10 protein-coding genes and 3 tRNA genes are annotated in these 15417 nt (G+C 61.1%); 11 read left to right on the top strand and 2 right to left on the bottom strand.

What is annotated here, in order from left to right; all coding sequences use genetic code 11:
- The first annotated feature begins 105 nt into the window (after positions 1-105).
- From clpX to QN222_RS17230, 4 genes are all read left to right on the top strand, one after another.
- Positions 106-1383 carry an ATP-dependent Clp protease ATP-binding subunit ClpX gene (clpX, locus tag QN222_RS17245; protein WP_136504267.1) on the top strand — a complete coding sequence of 426 codons (1278 nt, stop codon included), beginning with the start codon at positions 106-108 and terminating at the stop codon, positions 1381-1383.
- A gap of 373 nt (positions 1384-1756) precedes the next feature.
- Entirely contained in the window at positions 1757-4177 is a 2421-nt protein-coding gene (gene lon / locus QN222_RS17240) for an endopeptidase La (protein WP_283964485.1), read from the top strand.
- Positions 4178-4399: 222 nt separating this feature from the next.
- Positions 4400-4672: a DNA-binding protein HupB gene (hupB, locus tag QN222_RS17235; RefSeq protein WP_180940763.1), complete on the top strand. Its 273-nt coding sequence runs from the start codon at positions 4400-4402 to the stop codon at positions 4670-4672.
- A gap of 320 nt (positions 4673-4992) precedes the next feature.
- Positions 4993-7188 (top strand): esterase-like activity of phytase family protein, encoded by a 2196-nt coding sequence (locus QN222_RS17230; protein WP_283964486.1) that lies wholly within the window; start codon positions 4993-4995, stop codon positions 7186-7188.
- Between the two features lie 86 nt (positions 7189-7274).
- Here the strand turns inward: QN222_RS17230 and QN222_RS17225 are convergent, their stop codons facing one another.
- A complete protein-coding gene (locus QN222_RS17225) occupies positions 7275-7748 on the bottom strand; it encodes a MarR family transcriptional regulator (RefSeq protein ID WP_283964487.1) in 474 nt (157 codons plus the stop codon).
- Between the two features lie 305 nt (positions 7749-8053).
- Between QN222_RS17225 and QN222_RS17220 the strand changes: the two genes are divergently transcribed.
- The 3 genes from QN222_RS17220 (at position 8054) to QN222_RS17210 (ending at position 13349) form a co-directional block, all read left to right on the top strand.
- The gene (locus QN222_RS17220) at positions 8054-9328 is read left to right on the top strand and encodes an exonuclease SbcCD subunit D (RefSeq protein WP_283964488.1); all 1275 of its coding nucleotides are present in this window, start codon (positions 8054-8056) and stop codon (positions 9326-9328) included.
- A complete protein-coding gene (locus tag QN222_RS17215; protein ID WP_284005508.1) occupies positions 9328-12837 on the top strand; it encodes an AAA family ATPase in 3510 nt (1169 codons plus the stop codon). Before QN222_RS17220 ends, QN222_RS17215 begins: the two co-directional genes overlap by 1 nt.
- Before the next feature lie 113 nt (positions 12838-12950).
- On the top strand, positions 12951-13349 hold the full coding sequence (locus QN222_RS17210; RefSeq protein WP_283963098.1) for a cupin domain-containing protein: 399 nt from the start codon (positions 12951-12953) through the stop codon (positions 13347-13349).
- Positions 13350-13415: 66 nt separating this feature from the next.
- On the opposite strand, the gene QN222_RS17205 is transcribed toward QN222_RS17210, so the two are convergent.
- Positions 13416-13491: transfer RNA gene (locus QN222_RS17205), tRNA-Val, on the bottom strand.
- 452 nt (positions 13492-13943) lie between these two features.
- On the opposite strand from QN222_RS17205, the gene QN222_RS17200 reads away from it, so the two are divergent.
- From QN222_RS17200 to QN222_RS17185, 4 genes are all read left to right on the top strand, one after another.
- Positions 13944-14020: transfer RNA gene (locus QN222_RS17200), tRNA-Asp, on the top strand.
- A 72-nt stretch (positions 14021-14092) separates the two neighbouring features.
- A tRNA-Asp gene (locus QN222_RS17195) sits at positions 14093-14169 on the top strand.
- A gap of 308 nt (positions 14170-14477) precedes the next feature.
- Entirely contained in the window at positions 14478-14843 is a 366-nt protein-coding gene (locus tag QN222_RS17190; RefSeq protein WP_283963097.1) for an NADH-quinone oxidoreductase subunit A, read from the top strand.
- Positions 14834-15412: an NADH-quinone oxidoreductase subunit B family protein gene (locus tag QN222_RS17185; RefSeq protein WP_180940769.1), complete on the top strand. Its 579-nt coding sequence runs from the start codon at positions 14834-14836 to the stop codon at positions 15410-15412. Before QN222_RS17190 ends, QN222_RS17185 begins: the two co-directional genes overlap by 10 nt.
- Positions 15413-15417 lie beyond the last annotated feature (5 nt).

The raw sequence follows: 15417 nt of genomic DNA, 5'->3' as shown, positions 1-15417 counted from the left end.
GTACTCCCAAGAACCTTGCGATGGGTGGCAAGCTTTTGCGCAAGGCGAATTGAGTGGTCCGGGATATCTTTCCGAAGGTGTCCGGCGTCCTGGAAGGAAGTGGAAATGAGCAAGGTCAGCGGTAGCAACGGCGGTGACTCGAAAAATACCCTCTATTGTTCGTTTTGTGGCAAGAGCCAGCATGAGGTTCGCAAGCTGATCGCAGGGCCGACCGTGTTCATCTGCGATGAATGCGTCGAACTTTGCATGGACATCATCCGCGAAGAGAACAAGACCTCGATGGTCAAGTCGCGCGATGGCGTTCCCACTCCGCAGGAAATCATCAAGGTTCTCGACGAATACGTCATCGGCCAGCAGCAGGCCAAGCGCATCCTGTCGGTCGCCGTTCACAATCACTACAAGCGTCTCGCGCATGCCGCGAAAAGCAGCGATGTGGAACTGGCGAAATCGAACATCATGCTCGTCGGGCCGACCGGTTGCGGCAAGACTTACCTGGCGCAGACCCTTGCGCGGATCATTGACGTTCCCTTCACCATGGCCGACGCAACGACGTTGACGGAAGCGGGCTATGTCGGCGAGGACGTCGAGAACATCATCCTGAAGCTGCTGCAGGCGGCCGACTACAATGTCGAGCGTGCTCAGCGCGGTATCGTCTATATCGACGAGGTCGACAAGATTTCGCGCAAGTCGGACAATCCTTCGATCACCCGCGACGTTTCGGGCGAAGGCGTGCAGCAGGCTCTTCTGAAGATCATGGAAGGCACGGTGGCCTCCGTGCCGCCGCAGGGTGGCCGCAAGCATCCGCAGCAGGAGTTCCTGCAGGTGGACACGACAAATATCCTCTTTATCTGCGGCGGCGCGTTCGCAGGGCTCGACAAGATCATTTCGGCTCGTGGCGAAAAGACGTCGATCGGCTTCGGCGCTACCGTCCGCGCTCCGGAAGACCGCCGCGTCGGCGAGGTATTGCGCGAGCTTGAGCCGGAAGATCTCGTCAAATTTGGCTTGATCCCCGAGTTCATCGGTCGTTTGCCGGTTCTGGCGACGCTCGAGGATCTCGATGAGGATGCACTGATCCAGATTCTGTCGGAGCCGAAAAACGCTTTGGTCAAGCAGTACCAGCGTCTGTTCGAAATGGAGGATGTGGAACTGACCTTCCACGAGGACGCTTTGCGCGAAATCGCTCGACGCGCCATCGTGCGCAAGACCGGTGCTCGCGGCCTGCGCTCGATCATGGAAAAGATCCTGCTCGACACGATGTTCGAACTGCCGACGCTCGAAGGCGTTCGCGAGGTGGTCATTTCGGACGAAGTGGTCAAGGGAACCGCGCGGCCGCTCTACATCTACTCCGAGCGGTCCGAAGAGAAGACCAACGTTTCGGCCTAGTCGTTCCCTTTCACGAATGTTTGAAAAAGCCCGCCCCGCGCGGGCTTTTTCATTTCGTGCACATAGCTGTTGAGATGGGGTCGCAGCCCGTTCGATTTAATGAAACTGTGGTTGCTAAAGTGCAGTAACAACGCGATGATGCGACGATTCAGTGAAGGCCTGTTTGCTGCCTGTCGTTGATGTTTCGACGTCCTTTCGCAAGGTCCGCAACAGCGTCCAAGCGTAAGGAACGGGAACTGTCCATGAAAGGGAGACTGCGCCGTACCTTGAAAAGGCCGCTCTTGCACTCCACTTTCATGAAGAAAAAATGACAGCCGGGAGTGCCATAGGGCTCCCGGGAACGGGCCCGAAATCGGGACGGAAAGGAAATGACATGACGAACAAAACGTCCTCGGCGACTGAAAGCGCGACATATCCGGTTCTGCCGCTGCGTGACATCGTAGTCTTCCCGCACATGATCGTGCCGCTCTTCGTCGGGCGGGAGAAGTCGATCCGCGCGCTGGAAGAGGTCATGGGCACCGACAAGCAGATCATGCTTGCCACCCAGATCAACGCCACCGACGACGACCCGGAACCTTCCGCCATCTATCATGTCGGAACCATCGCAAACGTGTTGCAGCTGCTGAAGCTTCCCGATGGGACCGTAAAGGTTCTCGTCGAAGGCCGTGTGCGTGCGGAGATCGATCGCTATACGCAGCGCGAGGAATTCTACGAAGCGCAGGCCCATGCGCTCCATGAACCGGAAGAAGATCCTGTCGAGATCGAAGCGCTGAGCCGCTCGGTGGTGTCCGAATTCGAGAGCTACGTAAAGCTCAACAAGAAGATTTCTCCCGAGGTCGTCGGCGTCGCAAGCCAGATCGAAGACTATTCGAAGCTTGCCGATACGGTCGCATCGCACCTCTCCATCAAGATCGTCGAAAAGCAGGAGATGCTGGAGACGACGAGCGTGAAGATGCGCCTCGAAAAGGCGCTCGGCTTCATGGAAGGCGAGATTTCGGTCCTGCAGGTCGAAAAGCGCATCCGTTCGCGCGTCAAGCGTCAGATGGAGAAGACCCAGCGTGAGTATTACCTCAATGAACAGATGAAGGCGATCCAGAAGGAGCTCGGCGACAGCGAGGACGGCCGCGACGAGATGGCTGAAATCGAAGAACGCATTGCCAAGACCAAGCTCTCCAAGGAAGCGCGCGAGAAGGCTGATGCGGAACTGAAGAAGCTGCGCCAGATGAGCCCGATGTCGGCGGAAGCGACCGTCGTGCGCAATTATCTGGACTGGCTGCTCGGTATGCCGTGGGGCAAGAAGTCCAAGATCAAGACCGATCTCAACCACGCCGAGACGGTGCTCGACACCGACCACTTCGGCTTGGACAAGGTCAAGGAACGCATCGTCGAGTACCTGGCGGTGCAGGCCCGCTCGTCCAAGATCAAGGGCCCGATCTTGTGCCTCGTCGGCCCGCCCGGCGTCGGTAAGACATCGCTCGCCAAGTCGATCGCGAAGGCAACGGGCCGCGAATACATTCGCATGGCGCTCGGCGGTGTTCGCGACGAGGCTGAGATCCGCGGCCATCGCCGCACCTATATCGGCTCGATGCCCGGCAAGATCGTCCAGTCGATGAAGAAGGCGAAGAAAGCCAATCCGCTCTTCCTGCTCGATGAGGTCGACAAGATGGGCCAGGACTTCCGCGGCGACCCGTCCTCGGCGCTTCTGGAAGTGCTCGATCCGGAACAGAACTCGACCTTCATGGATCACTATCTGGAAGTCGAATACGACCTCTCGAACGTGATGTTCATCACCACGGCGAACACGCTGAACATTCCGGCACCGCTGATGGACCGCATGGAGGTGATCCGGATCGCCGGTTACACCGAAGAGGAAAAACTGGAGATCGCAAAGCGGCACCTGCTGCCGAAGGCGATACGCGACCACGCCCTGCAGCCGAAGGAATTCTCGGTGACCGACGATGCGCTGATGGCCGTCATCCAGACCTATACGCGTGAGGCCGGTGTCCGTAATTTCGAGCGCGAACTGATGAAGCTTGCGCGCAAGGCTGTGACCGAGATCCTCAAGGGCAAGACCAAGAGGGTCGAAGTGACGGCGGAGAATATCGACGACTATCTCGGCGTGCCGCGGTTCCGCCACGGCGAGGCCGAGCGTGACGATCAGGTTGGTGTGGTCACGGGATTGGCCTGGACCGAGGTCGGCGGCGAATTGCTGACGATCGAAGGCGTCATGATGCCTGGCAAGGGCCGCATGACGGTGACCGGCAACCTGCGCGACGTGATGAAGGAATCGATTTCGGCGGCGGCATCCTATGTCCGTTCGCGTGCGATCGATTTTGGCATCGAGCCGCCGCTCTTCGACAAGCGCGACATCCACGTGCACTTGCCCGAAGGTGCGACGCCGAAGGACGGTCCGTCCGCGGGTGTCGCCATGGTAACGGCGATCGTCTCGGTCATGACCGGTATTCCGATCTCCAAGGACGTCGCGATGACCGGCGAGATCACTCTGCGCGGTCGCGTGCTGCCGATCGGCGGTCTGAAGGAGAAGCTGTTGGCGGCTCTGCGCGGCGGCATCAAGAAGGTGCTGATCCCCGAGGAGAACGCCAAGGATCTCGCCGAGATCCCGGACAATGTGAAGAACAGCCTCGAAATCGTCCCGGTTTCGCGGATGGGCGAGGTGCTTGAACACGCCCTGACGCGTCGCCCCGAACCGATCGAGTGGGACCCGGCGAACCAGCCGTCGCCGGTCGCGTCGGTCGATTCGCAGGACGAAGCAGGAGCTTCGATCGCGCACTGATCAAGCCCCGGAAGGGGCGGGGGACTGTGTCCCGCTTGCGCCCCTCGCCAGAAAAACAAGGAAGACCGGCGTTTTGCCGGTCTTTTTTGTTGTAAAAACCTTCCGCAAGCCTTGCATTCCAAGGGATTAGGCGCAATTGGGAATGGCAAGACGTGGGCGATGCGCAAGCTGCCCCGGCTTAACAAGACAGTCGTTTCGAACCAATGTGAAAGGGGTGGAAACATGAACAAAAATGAGCTCGTGTCTGCGGTTGCTGAGAAGGCCGGACTTTCCAAGACCGATGCGTCTTCTGCAGTTGATGCAGTTTTCGAGACCATCCAGGCTGAACTGAAGAGCGGCGGCGATATCCGCCTCGTCGGTTTCGGCAACTTCTCCGTGACCCGTCGCGAAGCCTCGAAGGGCCGCAACCCGTCCACGGGCGCGGAAGTTGACATCCCGGCCCGCAATGTGCCGAAGTTCACGGCCGGCAAGGGCCTCAAGGACGCTGTCAACTAATCTGGTGTTTGCGGGTTCCAGAACCCCAGCGAACATCTCACTGCACCCTGTCGTGCCGTTTCCCTTGTGAGAACATAGGCAGCAGGGAGGTTCATGTTTCATCTGCCGCGGCGCCGCCTGATGGCGGAAGCAAGCAAGCAGATCAATTGAGGCCCGGTTCGCCCGGGCCTCTTTTCGTTTCTACCTTCGTGTCATTGAGCTGTTACACGACGGTTGCACAAGCCTCCCATCCGGCGCGTGAGACGATCGGGCGATTCCGGATGCCAACAGCGGCACAGGGCAGGGGCTATTTGCCCATGTGTCGCGACATGGAGGGACACATGAAGACATTTTCAATCACCACAGCATTGGCGGCAGCGCTCGCCGCATCGACGGCATCAGCTGTCCATGCGGAACAGGTTTTCAACCGCGTCGCATCCTTTGCCGTCGCGGACAATCTGCCGGAAGGGGCGGATCGCAAAGCCGCGACCTCGGCCGAAATCATAACGACAAGCGAAGACGGCAACACGCTCATCTATTCCGACAGCCCCGGAAAGCGCATCGGCTTCATCGACATCACCGATGCCAGGGGACCGAAGGCAGGCGGCATCGTATCTTTCGATGGCGAGCCGACGTCGGTTGCAGTCGCTGGCGCGAAGGCGCTTGTTGCCGTCAATACGCGCGAAAGCTTTACGAAGCCCTCCGGCCTCGTCGCTGTCGTCGACCTCGCGACGAAGAAGATCGACACGACTTGCGACCTTGGCGGCCAGCCGGACTCGGTTGCGGTCAACAAGGACAAGACGCTTGCCGCCATCGCAATCGAGAACGAGCGTGACGAGGAAGTGAACGGCGGGAAGATTCCGCAGATGCCGGCCGGCGATCTCGTCGTCCTCTCGCTGAAGGACGGCGTCGCGGATTGCTCGAGCATCAAGCATGTGGCGCTGACCGGTCTCGCCGAGATAGCCGGCGAAGACCCGGAGCCGGAGTTCGTCGCCTTCAACAGCAAGGATGAAATCGCCCTGACGCTGCAGGAGAACAATCACATCGTCATCATCGACGGCAAGTCCGGGAGCGTAAAGACGCATTTCTCCGCAGGCACGGTCGATCTCAAGAACATCGACACCAAGCGCAATGGCACTATCTCGTTCACCGGCGAGCAGGCCGGCGTGAAGCGGGAACCGGATGCCGTGAAGTGGCTCGATGACAACCGTCTGGTCGTTGCCAACGAGGGTGACTACGAAGGCGGCGCGCGCGGCTTCACCATCTTCGATACGACCGGCAAGGTGCTCTTTGAATCCGGTGCAGCCTTCGAACACGCGATCGCGGCAATCGGCCACTACCCCGAGAAGCGGTCCTCGGCAAAGGGTGTCGAGCCGGAAGGCATGGAGTTGGCGCAATATGGCGAGGACAAGCTCTTCTTCGTGCTCACCGAGCGCGCCTCGATCGTCGGCGTCTACAAGGATACTGGCGGCGAACCGGAACTGCTGCAACTCCTGCCGTCCGGAATTGGACCCGAGGGCGCCGTTGCCATTCCGGGCCGCAACCTGTTTGCGACCGCCAACGAGACGGACCTCGTCGAGGACGGCGGTGCGCGGGCACACGTGATGATCTATGAACGTGGGGAGGGCGAGCCGGCCTATCCGCAAATTCGCTCGGCGGAGAAGGATGGCCTACCGATAGGTTTCGGGGCGCTCTCCGGCCTGGCGGCAGTTGCAGAGAAGCCGGGCTTCCTGCGCGCTGTCAGCGACTCCGTATTTTCGTCGCAGCCGACGATCTTTACGATCGATGCTACGCAGAAGCCCGCTCTGATCACGGAAGCGCTGCGGATCACCCGCGATGGCGCTCCTGCCCAGAAGCTCGACATCGAAGGCGTTGCCAATGACGGCGAAGGCGGCTTCTGGCTCGCCTCCGAAGGCGATGCGGACAAGCTCTACAGCCATGCGCTCGTCCACGTGAACAAGAAAGGCGAGATCAAGCAGGAGATCGCGATCCCGGCAGAGCTGCGTGCAAACGAGACCCGCTATGGCTTCGAGGGCATTACGACGGTGGGCGAAGGGGACAGCCAAGTCCTTTGGATGGCAGTCCAGCGTGAATGGAAGGACGACGAGAAGGGCTTCGTCAAACTCGTCTCCTATAAGCCGGCGAGCAAGGAGTGGGGCGCCGTGCGCTATCCGCTCGACAGGTCGAAAGAAGGTTGGGTCGGCCTTTCGGAAATCGCCGTCCATGGCGACTATGCGTACGTCATCGAGCGCGACAACCTGATCGGGCAAGCGGCCAAGCTGAAGAAGCTCTACCGCATCGCGCTTGCCGACCTGAAGCCGGCCGCGCTCGGCGGCGAACTGCCGGTCGTCAAGAAGGAAGAGGTGCGTGATCTCATTCCGGAGCTCAAGGCTCTCAACGGCTACGTCGTCGACAAGGTCGAGGGCTTTACCGTTGACGCGGCTGGAAACGGTTATGTCGTGACGGACAACGATGGCGTCGACGACTCCTCCGGCGAAACCCTGTTCTTCTCCATCGGCGCCATCGACGCGATGTAAGCGCAAACGCCTGGAGAAAACATAAGGGGCCGGGACATGACGTCCCGGCCCCTTACTGTTTCTTCGGGCTTGGCGGCGTCGCGTGCTTAGCGTGCGACGGCCACCTCTGCCTCTTCGGCCTCTTCCTTGCGCTTGCGGATTTCGTCGGTCTTTTCCACCAGCTTGCTGACGATGTCGTAAAGCTGGTCGAGTTGCTCGTCGTCGAGCGCCGAGAAGATTTCCTCGATGAGCTGCTTGCGCGGATGTTCGGCCGCTTCGAGCACGACCCGGCCGGTCTCGGTGATCGAGACGATCTTCGCGCGGCGGTCCTCCGGATCAGGCTTCCTCATCACCAGACGGTCACGCTCCAGTCCGTCGATGGCCTCGGTGACGGTCCGCGGCGCGAAGTTGAGCGCACAGGCGATATCCGTGGATCGGCAAGGACCGAGCTTGCTCAGAAAGAACAGGAACTTGCTTCGGGCAAGCGATACGCCTTCCTCCGTCATCGACTCGTTCACCAGTCGATGAACGCGATGATAAAGTTCGAACAGCTTGTCGGAAACTTCGAATGTCTTCTTCATGAACCTTCATAGGTATATGTTGAGGTGCCATGTCAAATGGCAGTAACATTATTCATAGTTACAATTGGCACATTTGTCGACAAAAACCTCCTAATTCTTAAGGCATGTTGGTTCAGCGGAAGGAAACGGCCCGGTTGTCGACGGCGTTTGTACGGTCAGCGGGGAAACTGTGAGCTGGATCGTGCAGGCTTGGCGCAGGGCGGCCACGGGACGCGATCATCGCCGACGACACTGGCCGTGTGATCAGCTGTGGCCGACCGGTTGGTGCCATTGACGGGCGAGGCTGCGTCGGGCCATGGTCGGCCATGCCCTTCCGCTTCGTCCACACCGCAGATCTCCACCTCGATTCACCCTTGCGCAGCCTGGCTCTCAGAAATGGGGAGCTCGCCGACCTCGTGCGCGGAGCAACCCGCGGCGCATTGGCAGGCATCGTCGATCTATGCATCGCCGAAAGTGTCGACGCGCTGCTGATTGCCGGCGACCTCTATGATGGCAGCCAGACCTCCATGAACACCGCGCTTTTCCTCGCCAGTGAACTGCGTCGTCTGGACGAGGCCGGTATCCGGACTTTCGTCATTCGCGGCAACCACGACGCTCAGTCCCAGGTGACGCGCGAGTTGACCTTGCCGCCGTCGGTTCACGTCTTCCAGGGGCGAAGCAAGCCGATGCTTGCCAAGACACTGGCAAGCGGCAGAACGGTTCATATTCACGGGGTGAGCTTCGCCAATCCGCACGCAGCGGAGAGCCTCCTGCCGTCATTTCATCCGCCGGTCGCCGACGCGACAAACATCGCCATGCTGCACACGAGCCTTTCCGGCTCGCCGGGGCATGATCGCTATGCGCCTTGTAGCGTCGCCGATCTCCAACGGCACGGTTTCGACTATTGGGCGCTCGGCCATGTCCACCAGCGTCAGGTGCACAGCGAGCAACCCTTCATCGTCATGCCGGGCATGCCGCAGGGCCGCGACATCAACGAAGCGGGAGCCAAAGGTGTAACCCTCGTCACGATCGACGATGACGGGCGTATCGAAATAGAGGAGCGGCCGATCGGTGCGGCCGTGTTCGAGCGGCTATCCGTGGATATCACGGGCGCGGGGGAGTGGCGCGACGTACTGGATCTCGTGACCCGCGCTCTCACCCGTCTGCGGCATGAGATATCGGCGGAGAATCTCATCCTGCGCTTATCGCTGACAGGCAGCTCTCTGCTGGCTTGGCGTCTGAAAAGGGACGCGGACCTTCTGCAAACCGAACTCGCAAACATTTCTGCCGGGCTCAGCGGGTGCTGGGTGGAGAAAATCGACCTTCTCTGCCGGGAACCGCGAGCGCAGGACGATCGGCCGTCGCGGGAGCCGGTGGAAGAACTCGCTTCGCTCGTCGAAAGCGACGTGCTGCCGGCATTCGGCTTTCGCGAAGAAATAAGAGCTGTCGCCGAAGAGCTCTTGCAACAGCTGCCGCCCGAGTTGCGACAGGCGCTGGCGCCCGATGAAGACGCGCTTGAAGAACTGGTGGTGAATGCCGGCCTCGTGGGGAGTGGAGATGTGCTGGCACATCTCCACGGCGCCGCCAAGGGTGGCGACTGATGCGGCTTCAGCAACTCGATCTGGTGCGCTACGGAAAGTTCACCGCGCGCAGCCTCGATTTGGGCAAAGCCAACTCCGGGCAACCGGACTTTCATCTGGTCTACGGTCCGAACGAGGCCGGCAAGTCGACCTTGTTTTCCGGTTTCCTCGATCTGCTTTTCGGGATCGAGCGCCTCAGTCCCTATGGCTTTCTGCATCCCTATCAGACGATGCGCGTCGGTGGCATCGTGGAAACCGCCGGCCGGCGACATCACGCCTATCGCATCAAGCGCAATGCAAACAGCCTGATTGGCCCCGACGAGCGGCCGCTGCCGGAAAATCTCTTTTCGGCCGCCCTCGGCTCTATCGATCGCGCGACCTATCGCACGATGTTTTCGCTGGACGATGACAGCATTGAGCAGGGCGGTGAAAGCATTCTGAAGAGCGAGGGCGAGCTTGGCTCGCTGCTGTTTTCCGCGAGTTCCGGCCTGCCGGACAGCGGCGCCGTATTGGCGACCTTGCGTGCCGAGGCAGATGCCTTCTACAGGCCGCAAGGACGCAAGCACGAACTCGCCGAACTGAGGGGCGCGCTCGACACACTGAAGGCCGAGCGTAACGCGATCGACATCAACGCCCGCGAATACGCGTCGCTTCGCAAGACGGTGGCAAGTGCCCGTGAGCGCCATGACAGCGCGTCGGCTCGGCGCGCGGAACTGCGCGTTGCCCGGGACCGCACACGCGCACAGCTCGACTGCATGCCACTTCTCGGCCGGCTTCGCAGCGTGCGGGAAGATCTCGCCCGCCAGGAAGCTCTGCCGCTGCCGCCGTCGCAATGGTGGAGCGACCTGCCGGCGCTCCGCAAAACGGAAGCGGAAATCGCCGCCCGGTTTTCGCAGCTGAACGAAGAGTTGCGGCGCCGACGCGAAGAACTGGAAGTCCTGCCTCTGGACGAGCTGGCGCTGACGCTTGCCGAGCGGTTCGACATGCTCCGCGAAACGGCGCTCGACGCGCGCTATCTCACGGCAGCACGCGACATGCCGTCTCGTATCGAGGAGCTTGCCGTCACGTCGGCCGGTATCGAGGCCTGTCTCGTCCGCCTCGGTCAAAAAGGTCATCCCGATCCGGCCGCTCTTCTTCTGCCTGCCGCAGCCGGCGCCCGGCTGCAGGATCTCGTACGGCGTCACGCGACGCTCGCCGAGAGGCTTTTATCCGCGCGTGAGGAGGTCGGGAAAGCGAAGCGGCAATGGAAGGAGGCCGAGCGGGAGCTCGCCCGGCTCGATGGAAGCGGGAGAGACCTTAGCCATCTCGCGGTACGCCTGCGGTTGGCGCGACAGAGCGACTGCCTGCTTCGGCAACAGGCGGCAAGCCGGGAGATCGATCGCCTGGAGGCGGAACTTTCCGACAACCTCGATGGGTTGCCGCCGTTCCAGGGAAGCGCCGACGAGCTTGCGGCGATCTCCATCCCGGCGCCTGGCGTGATCGAGGCCTGGCGGGCGGAAGCAGCGTTGCAGGCAGAGCGACGACTGCGTCTCGACGCCAGGATTGCCGACGAAAGCGAACGCCAGGCCGGAGACGAAGCGCGTCTTGCGGCGCTCAACTCTTTCGGCGGGGCCGTGGACGACGCGGCCGCAAGTGAGCTGCGCCTGCGGCGCGATCTTGCCTGGCAGGAGCATCGGCTCCGGCTGGATGACGTCACTGCGGGCGCCTTCGAGACGCTGCTGAAAGAGGACGACCGAGCAATCGCGTTCCGGCTCGGGCAGGCGGAACGAGTCGCCGAGTTGCGCGGCCTGACGTGCGCGATTACCGAACGCCGCGCCCGCCTGTGCGAGCTTGAAGAGCAAAGACGCATGGCGGTCAGCGAACGCGGGCAATTGGACGCCGCAGTTGGGCGAGCCGCCGGCGCCTGCGGGTTACCCTACGTCATCCCGTTGCCGCAACTGGAAGCCTGGTTGGGGGCACGCGCCGCCGCGCTCGAAGTCCGGGCGGCGTTGCGCGCGGCGCGTCTTGAGCACGAGCGGGCGGCCAACGAAGAAGCGATAATGGTTCGCGCACTGCAGGACGAGCTTGCATGCGTTGGAGCGACCGAGAACTTGCCGGTGCGTCTCGACGGCTTGCTCGCAGCGGCGGAGCGCGTCATATCCGAGGCGCAGACGGCCGCCGCCGCCCATCGTGCCGCTGTTGAACAGCATCGCCGGACCTCGGAATCACTGGAAAACCGGCAGATCACGCTCGAGATCGCAGAGGCGGAAATGGCCGCCTGGCAGCGTGAATGGCACGAGGCGCTCGCAGGGACCTGGCTCGCAGGACAAATCGGGCAGCCAAATGCGCAAGCGCCAAATCCGCAAGAGCCAAATCCACGAGGGCCAAATCCAAACGAGATTGGGCCGATGCTTGCGGTCCTGCAGGACTTCGACAAGCTGATGCAGCGCAAAGCCGATCTCGATCACCGAATAGCAGGCATGCGCAAGGACCAGATCGCGTTTGCCGAGGCGGTTTCAAGTTTGGCCGAAGCATTCGGGTTGCGGGATAGCGCCGGTGACCCCCTGATGCTCTTTGCCGCCTTGCGCGATCGGATCGGTTTCGCTCACCGGCAGCAGGAGCGCCGCGGGACGGCGATCGTCAGCATTGAGCGAATGGAAGAGGACCTGCAAAGGGTGCACGCGGAGGAGCGGCTCCACATCTGCGCGAAGCAGGTCATGCTCGATTTCTTCGGCTGCGTCACGCTTGACGAAGCCGGCGCTTGCCTGGACGCCGCGCGCGAGCAGGAGAGACTCACGCAAAGGCTCGCCGAACTCGAGGACGATCTTGCCGCGCGGCTCGGCGTCGGCACCTGTGATGAGGCCGAGGCGATGCTGGCAGCGGTCGACGAGACGGCCTTGCGGCACGAACTCGCCAGGTTGGAAGAAGCGATTGACACTGCAGATCGCGATGTCAGCGAATTGCATGCGGAGGTGCGGACCAGGGAAAAGGCGCTCGATGACGTCGAAGGCGGGGACAGCGTTGCCGAACTGGAGCAGCGGCGCCGAACGCTGCTTCTCGACATCGAGAACAAGGCGATCGGCTATTTGCGATTGAGGGCAGGGGTGATGGCGGCCGAGCAGGCGCTACGGCTGTTTCGCGAGCGCCACCGCAGCGCCATGATGCAACGGGCGTCCCGGATGTTCATGCAGATCAGCGGCGGCGAATATTCCGGCCTTTCCACGCATGCGGACAAGGGGCAGGAATTCCTGATCGCCAATGTCGCCTCGGGCGGCTCGAAGCTCGCCGGCGATCTTTCGAAGGGCACGCGGTTCCAGCTCTATCTCGCTCTTCGAATCGCCGGCTACCACGAGGTCGCCGCCGCCCGGGAGGCGCTGCCGTTTATCGCCGATGACATCATGGAAACATTCGACGACGATCGCGCCGGCCGTGCCTTCGAACTGATGGCGGACATGGCGTGCGTCGGACAGGTGATCTATCTTACCCATCACGAACACCTTTGCGACGTTGCGCGGGACGCTTGCCCGTCGGTAACCATTCACAGGCTGTAGCGAAGCGCCGGCTTCACCCAGCCTCGGACTGAGCGATTCCAGGAAAAGTCTATAGCGGTTTCCCGTCCGGAGTTGCGTTGTTCCAAGAGTTCTACAATATGGAGGACCCACGCATGGAAATCATCGAATGTGGATCGCGACCTTCGGTGCGGGGCGCGACAGAGTATTTCACCGGATCGGTGCGGCAAGACCCGGTGCTGGAGGCACCCCATCCGGCACGCGTTCGCGTCGTCACGGTGACCTTCGAGCCCGGTGCTCGTACGGCGTGGCACACGCATCCGCTCGGCCAGACCCTGATCGTGACGGCCGGCCGCGGATTGGCCCAAAGCTGGGGCGGGACGCTACGCGAGATTCGCGCGGGCGACGTGGTGTGGTTTCCTCCAGGCGAAAAACACTGGCACGGCGCCGGGCCGGATACCGCGATGACCCACATCGCCATCCAGGAAGCGCTCGACGGCAAGGTGGTTGACTGGCTCGAACACGTGACGGTTGAGCAGTACAGCGGAACGTGACGCTGCGAGGCCCTTTGGCAGCAACTTGCGCCATTATGTTCAATTCGTCATTGCGTCGGGATGAAATGGTGGGCGATGAGAGACTCGAACTCCCGACATCCTCGGTGTAAACGAGGCGCTCTACCAACTGAGCTAATCGCCCTCTCGCGTTTCGAACAAGCGTGTCCGCCGCGTCGGTGGGCGTGATCTATGCGCAACCGGGAAAAACCGCAAGAGCATTTGCAAGGTTTTTTCGAATTTTTTTGTGAACGCGGATTTCGCGTCGGAGCGTATTGCTATCGCTTGTGGACAACTTCCCGCGGGATGGGTGGTTGTCTTCAGGCAGGGGCTTGCCTCGCATGGCCGGTAGACGCGGCGATCGCCATGCAGGAGAAAGCACGCGAAGATGTCGGATGGTGCTTGCCGCATGGCGTGTCGGGTCGTGCCGGATTCTGTGTCGCCAAGCGGGCTGTGGATCAAAATCCGCTCCGTCACGGATTTGTCTTCAAACACGCTTGACACCCAAATGCGAACCGCTTAGTTAGCCGCTCATCGAACGGCAGGGCCGTTTTGATGCGGGGCGCACGAAAGTCGCTCCGGCCTAGTCAAGATGATGCGGGTGTAGCTCAGTCGGTTAGAGTGCCGGCCTGTCACGCCGGAGGTCGCGGGTTCGAGCCCCGTCACTCGCGCCACTCTTGAAAGGCAAAGCAGCGGCATTCTCAAAATGTGCCGATGATGTAATAATGGCCGCATGGCCATGATGCGCGGGTGTAGCTCAGTCGGTTAGAGTGCCGGCCTGTCACGCCGGAGGTCGCGGGTTCGAGCCCCGTCACTCGCGCCATTTCTCCTGTCTTTCGATGCGATCTGGTGGTGCGGATTTCTGCGTTTTGCATTGCGGCATTGTGTCTCGGTGCGCAATCATCTGCAGCAAAGTTCGTCCACTCCCGCAAACGCGCGCTTTGACGCTGCCGCGCCGAATGATGTCGCATTATCCTTGCGTCGCGAAGCGGTTTAAATGCCCCTTGAAGGCTTGCGCGCGGGCGCGGCCTGCGCTAACCACTCTGGCGTTGCAACATATTTTTCGGCCTGCGAGATTTGTTGTTCTAGCGCGCTTCTCCGGCGCTCTCCCGCAGGCAGGGACGGATAACAATGACTGAACTTCTCGGTTCCTATGTTCCGATCGCGATTTTCATTGGAATCGCTCTTGTGATCGGCCTCGCACTCTTGGTCGCCCCCTTTGTTGTCGCCTTCAAGGCGCCCGATTCGGAAAAGCTGTCGGCCTACGAATGCGGCTTCAACGCGTTCGACGACGCCCGCATGAAGTTCGACATCCGTTACTATCTCGTGTCGATCCTCTTCATCATCTTCGACCTGGAAGTGGCGTTCCTCTTCCCTTGGGCGGTTTCGTTCAGGGACATGGGATGGTTCGGCTTCTGGTCGATGATGGTCTTCCTCCTGGTGCTGACGGTCGGCTTTATTTATGAATGGAAGAAGGGAGCGCTGGAATGGAATTGACCTCCGGCACCACGCTCGTTGCGCCGCAGCCGAAGGGGATCATCGATCCCGCGACGGGCAAGCCGATCGGCAGCAATGACGCTTTCTTCGGCGAGATCAACAACGAGCTCGCCGACAAGGGGTTTCTGGTTACTTCGACCGACGAGCTGATCAATTGGGCCCGCACCGGTTCGCTGATGTGGATGACCTTCGGTCTTGCCTGCTGCGCCGTCGAAATGATGCAGATGTCGATGCCGCGCTATGACGCCGAACGTTTCGGCTTCGCGCCGCGCGCCTCGCCGCGCCAGTCCGACGTCATGATCGTCGCCGGTACGCTGACCAACAAGATGGCGCCTGCGCTTCGCAAGGTCTACGACCAGATGCCGGAGCCGCGCTATGTCATCTCGATGGGCTCCTGCGCCAACGGCGGCGGCTACTATCACTATTCCTATTCGGTCGTACGTGGTTGCGACCGCGTCGTGCCCGTCGACATCTACGTGCCAGGCTGTCCTCCCACGGCAGAAGCGCTGCTTTACGGCGTGCTTCTGCTGCAGAAGAAGATCCGCCGGACCGGCACGATCGAGCGCTAAGGGCA

Origin of the sequence: Sinorhizobium sp. 6-70, from assembly GCF_030124375.1 — a bacterium.
In the GTDB taxonomy this organism is placed as follows: Bacteria; Pseudomonadota; Alphaproteobacteria; order Rhizobiales; family Rhizobiaceae; genus Sinorhizobium.
Note: the sequence above shows the minus strand (reverse complement) of the source record. Positions and strands in the feature narration are given on the sequence as shown.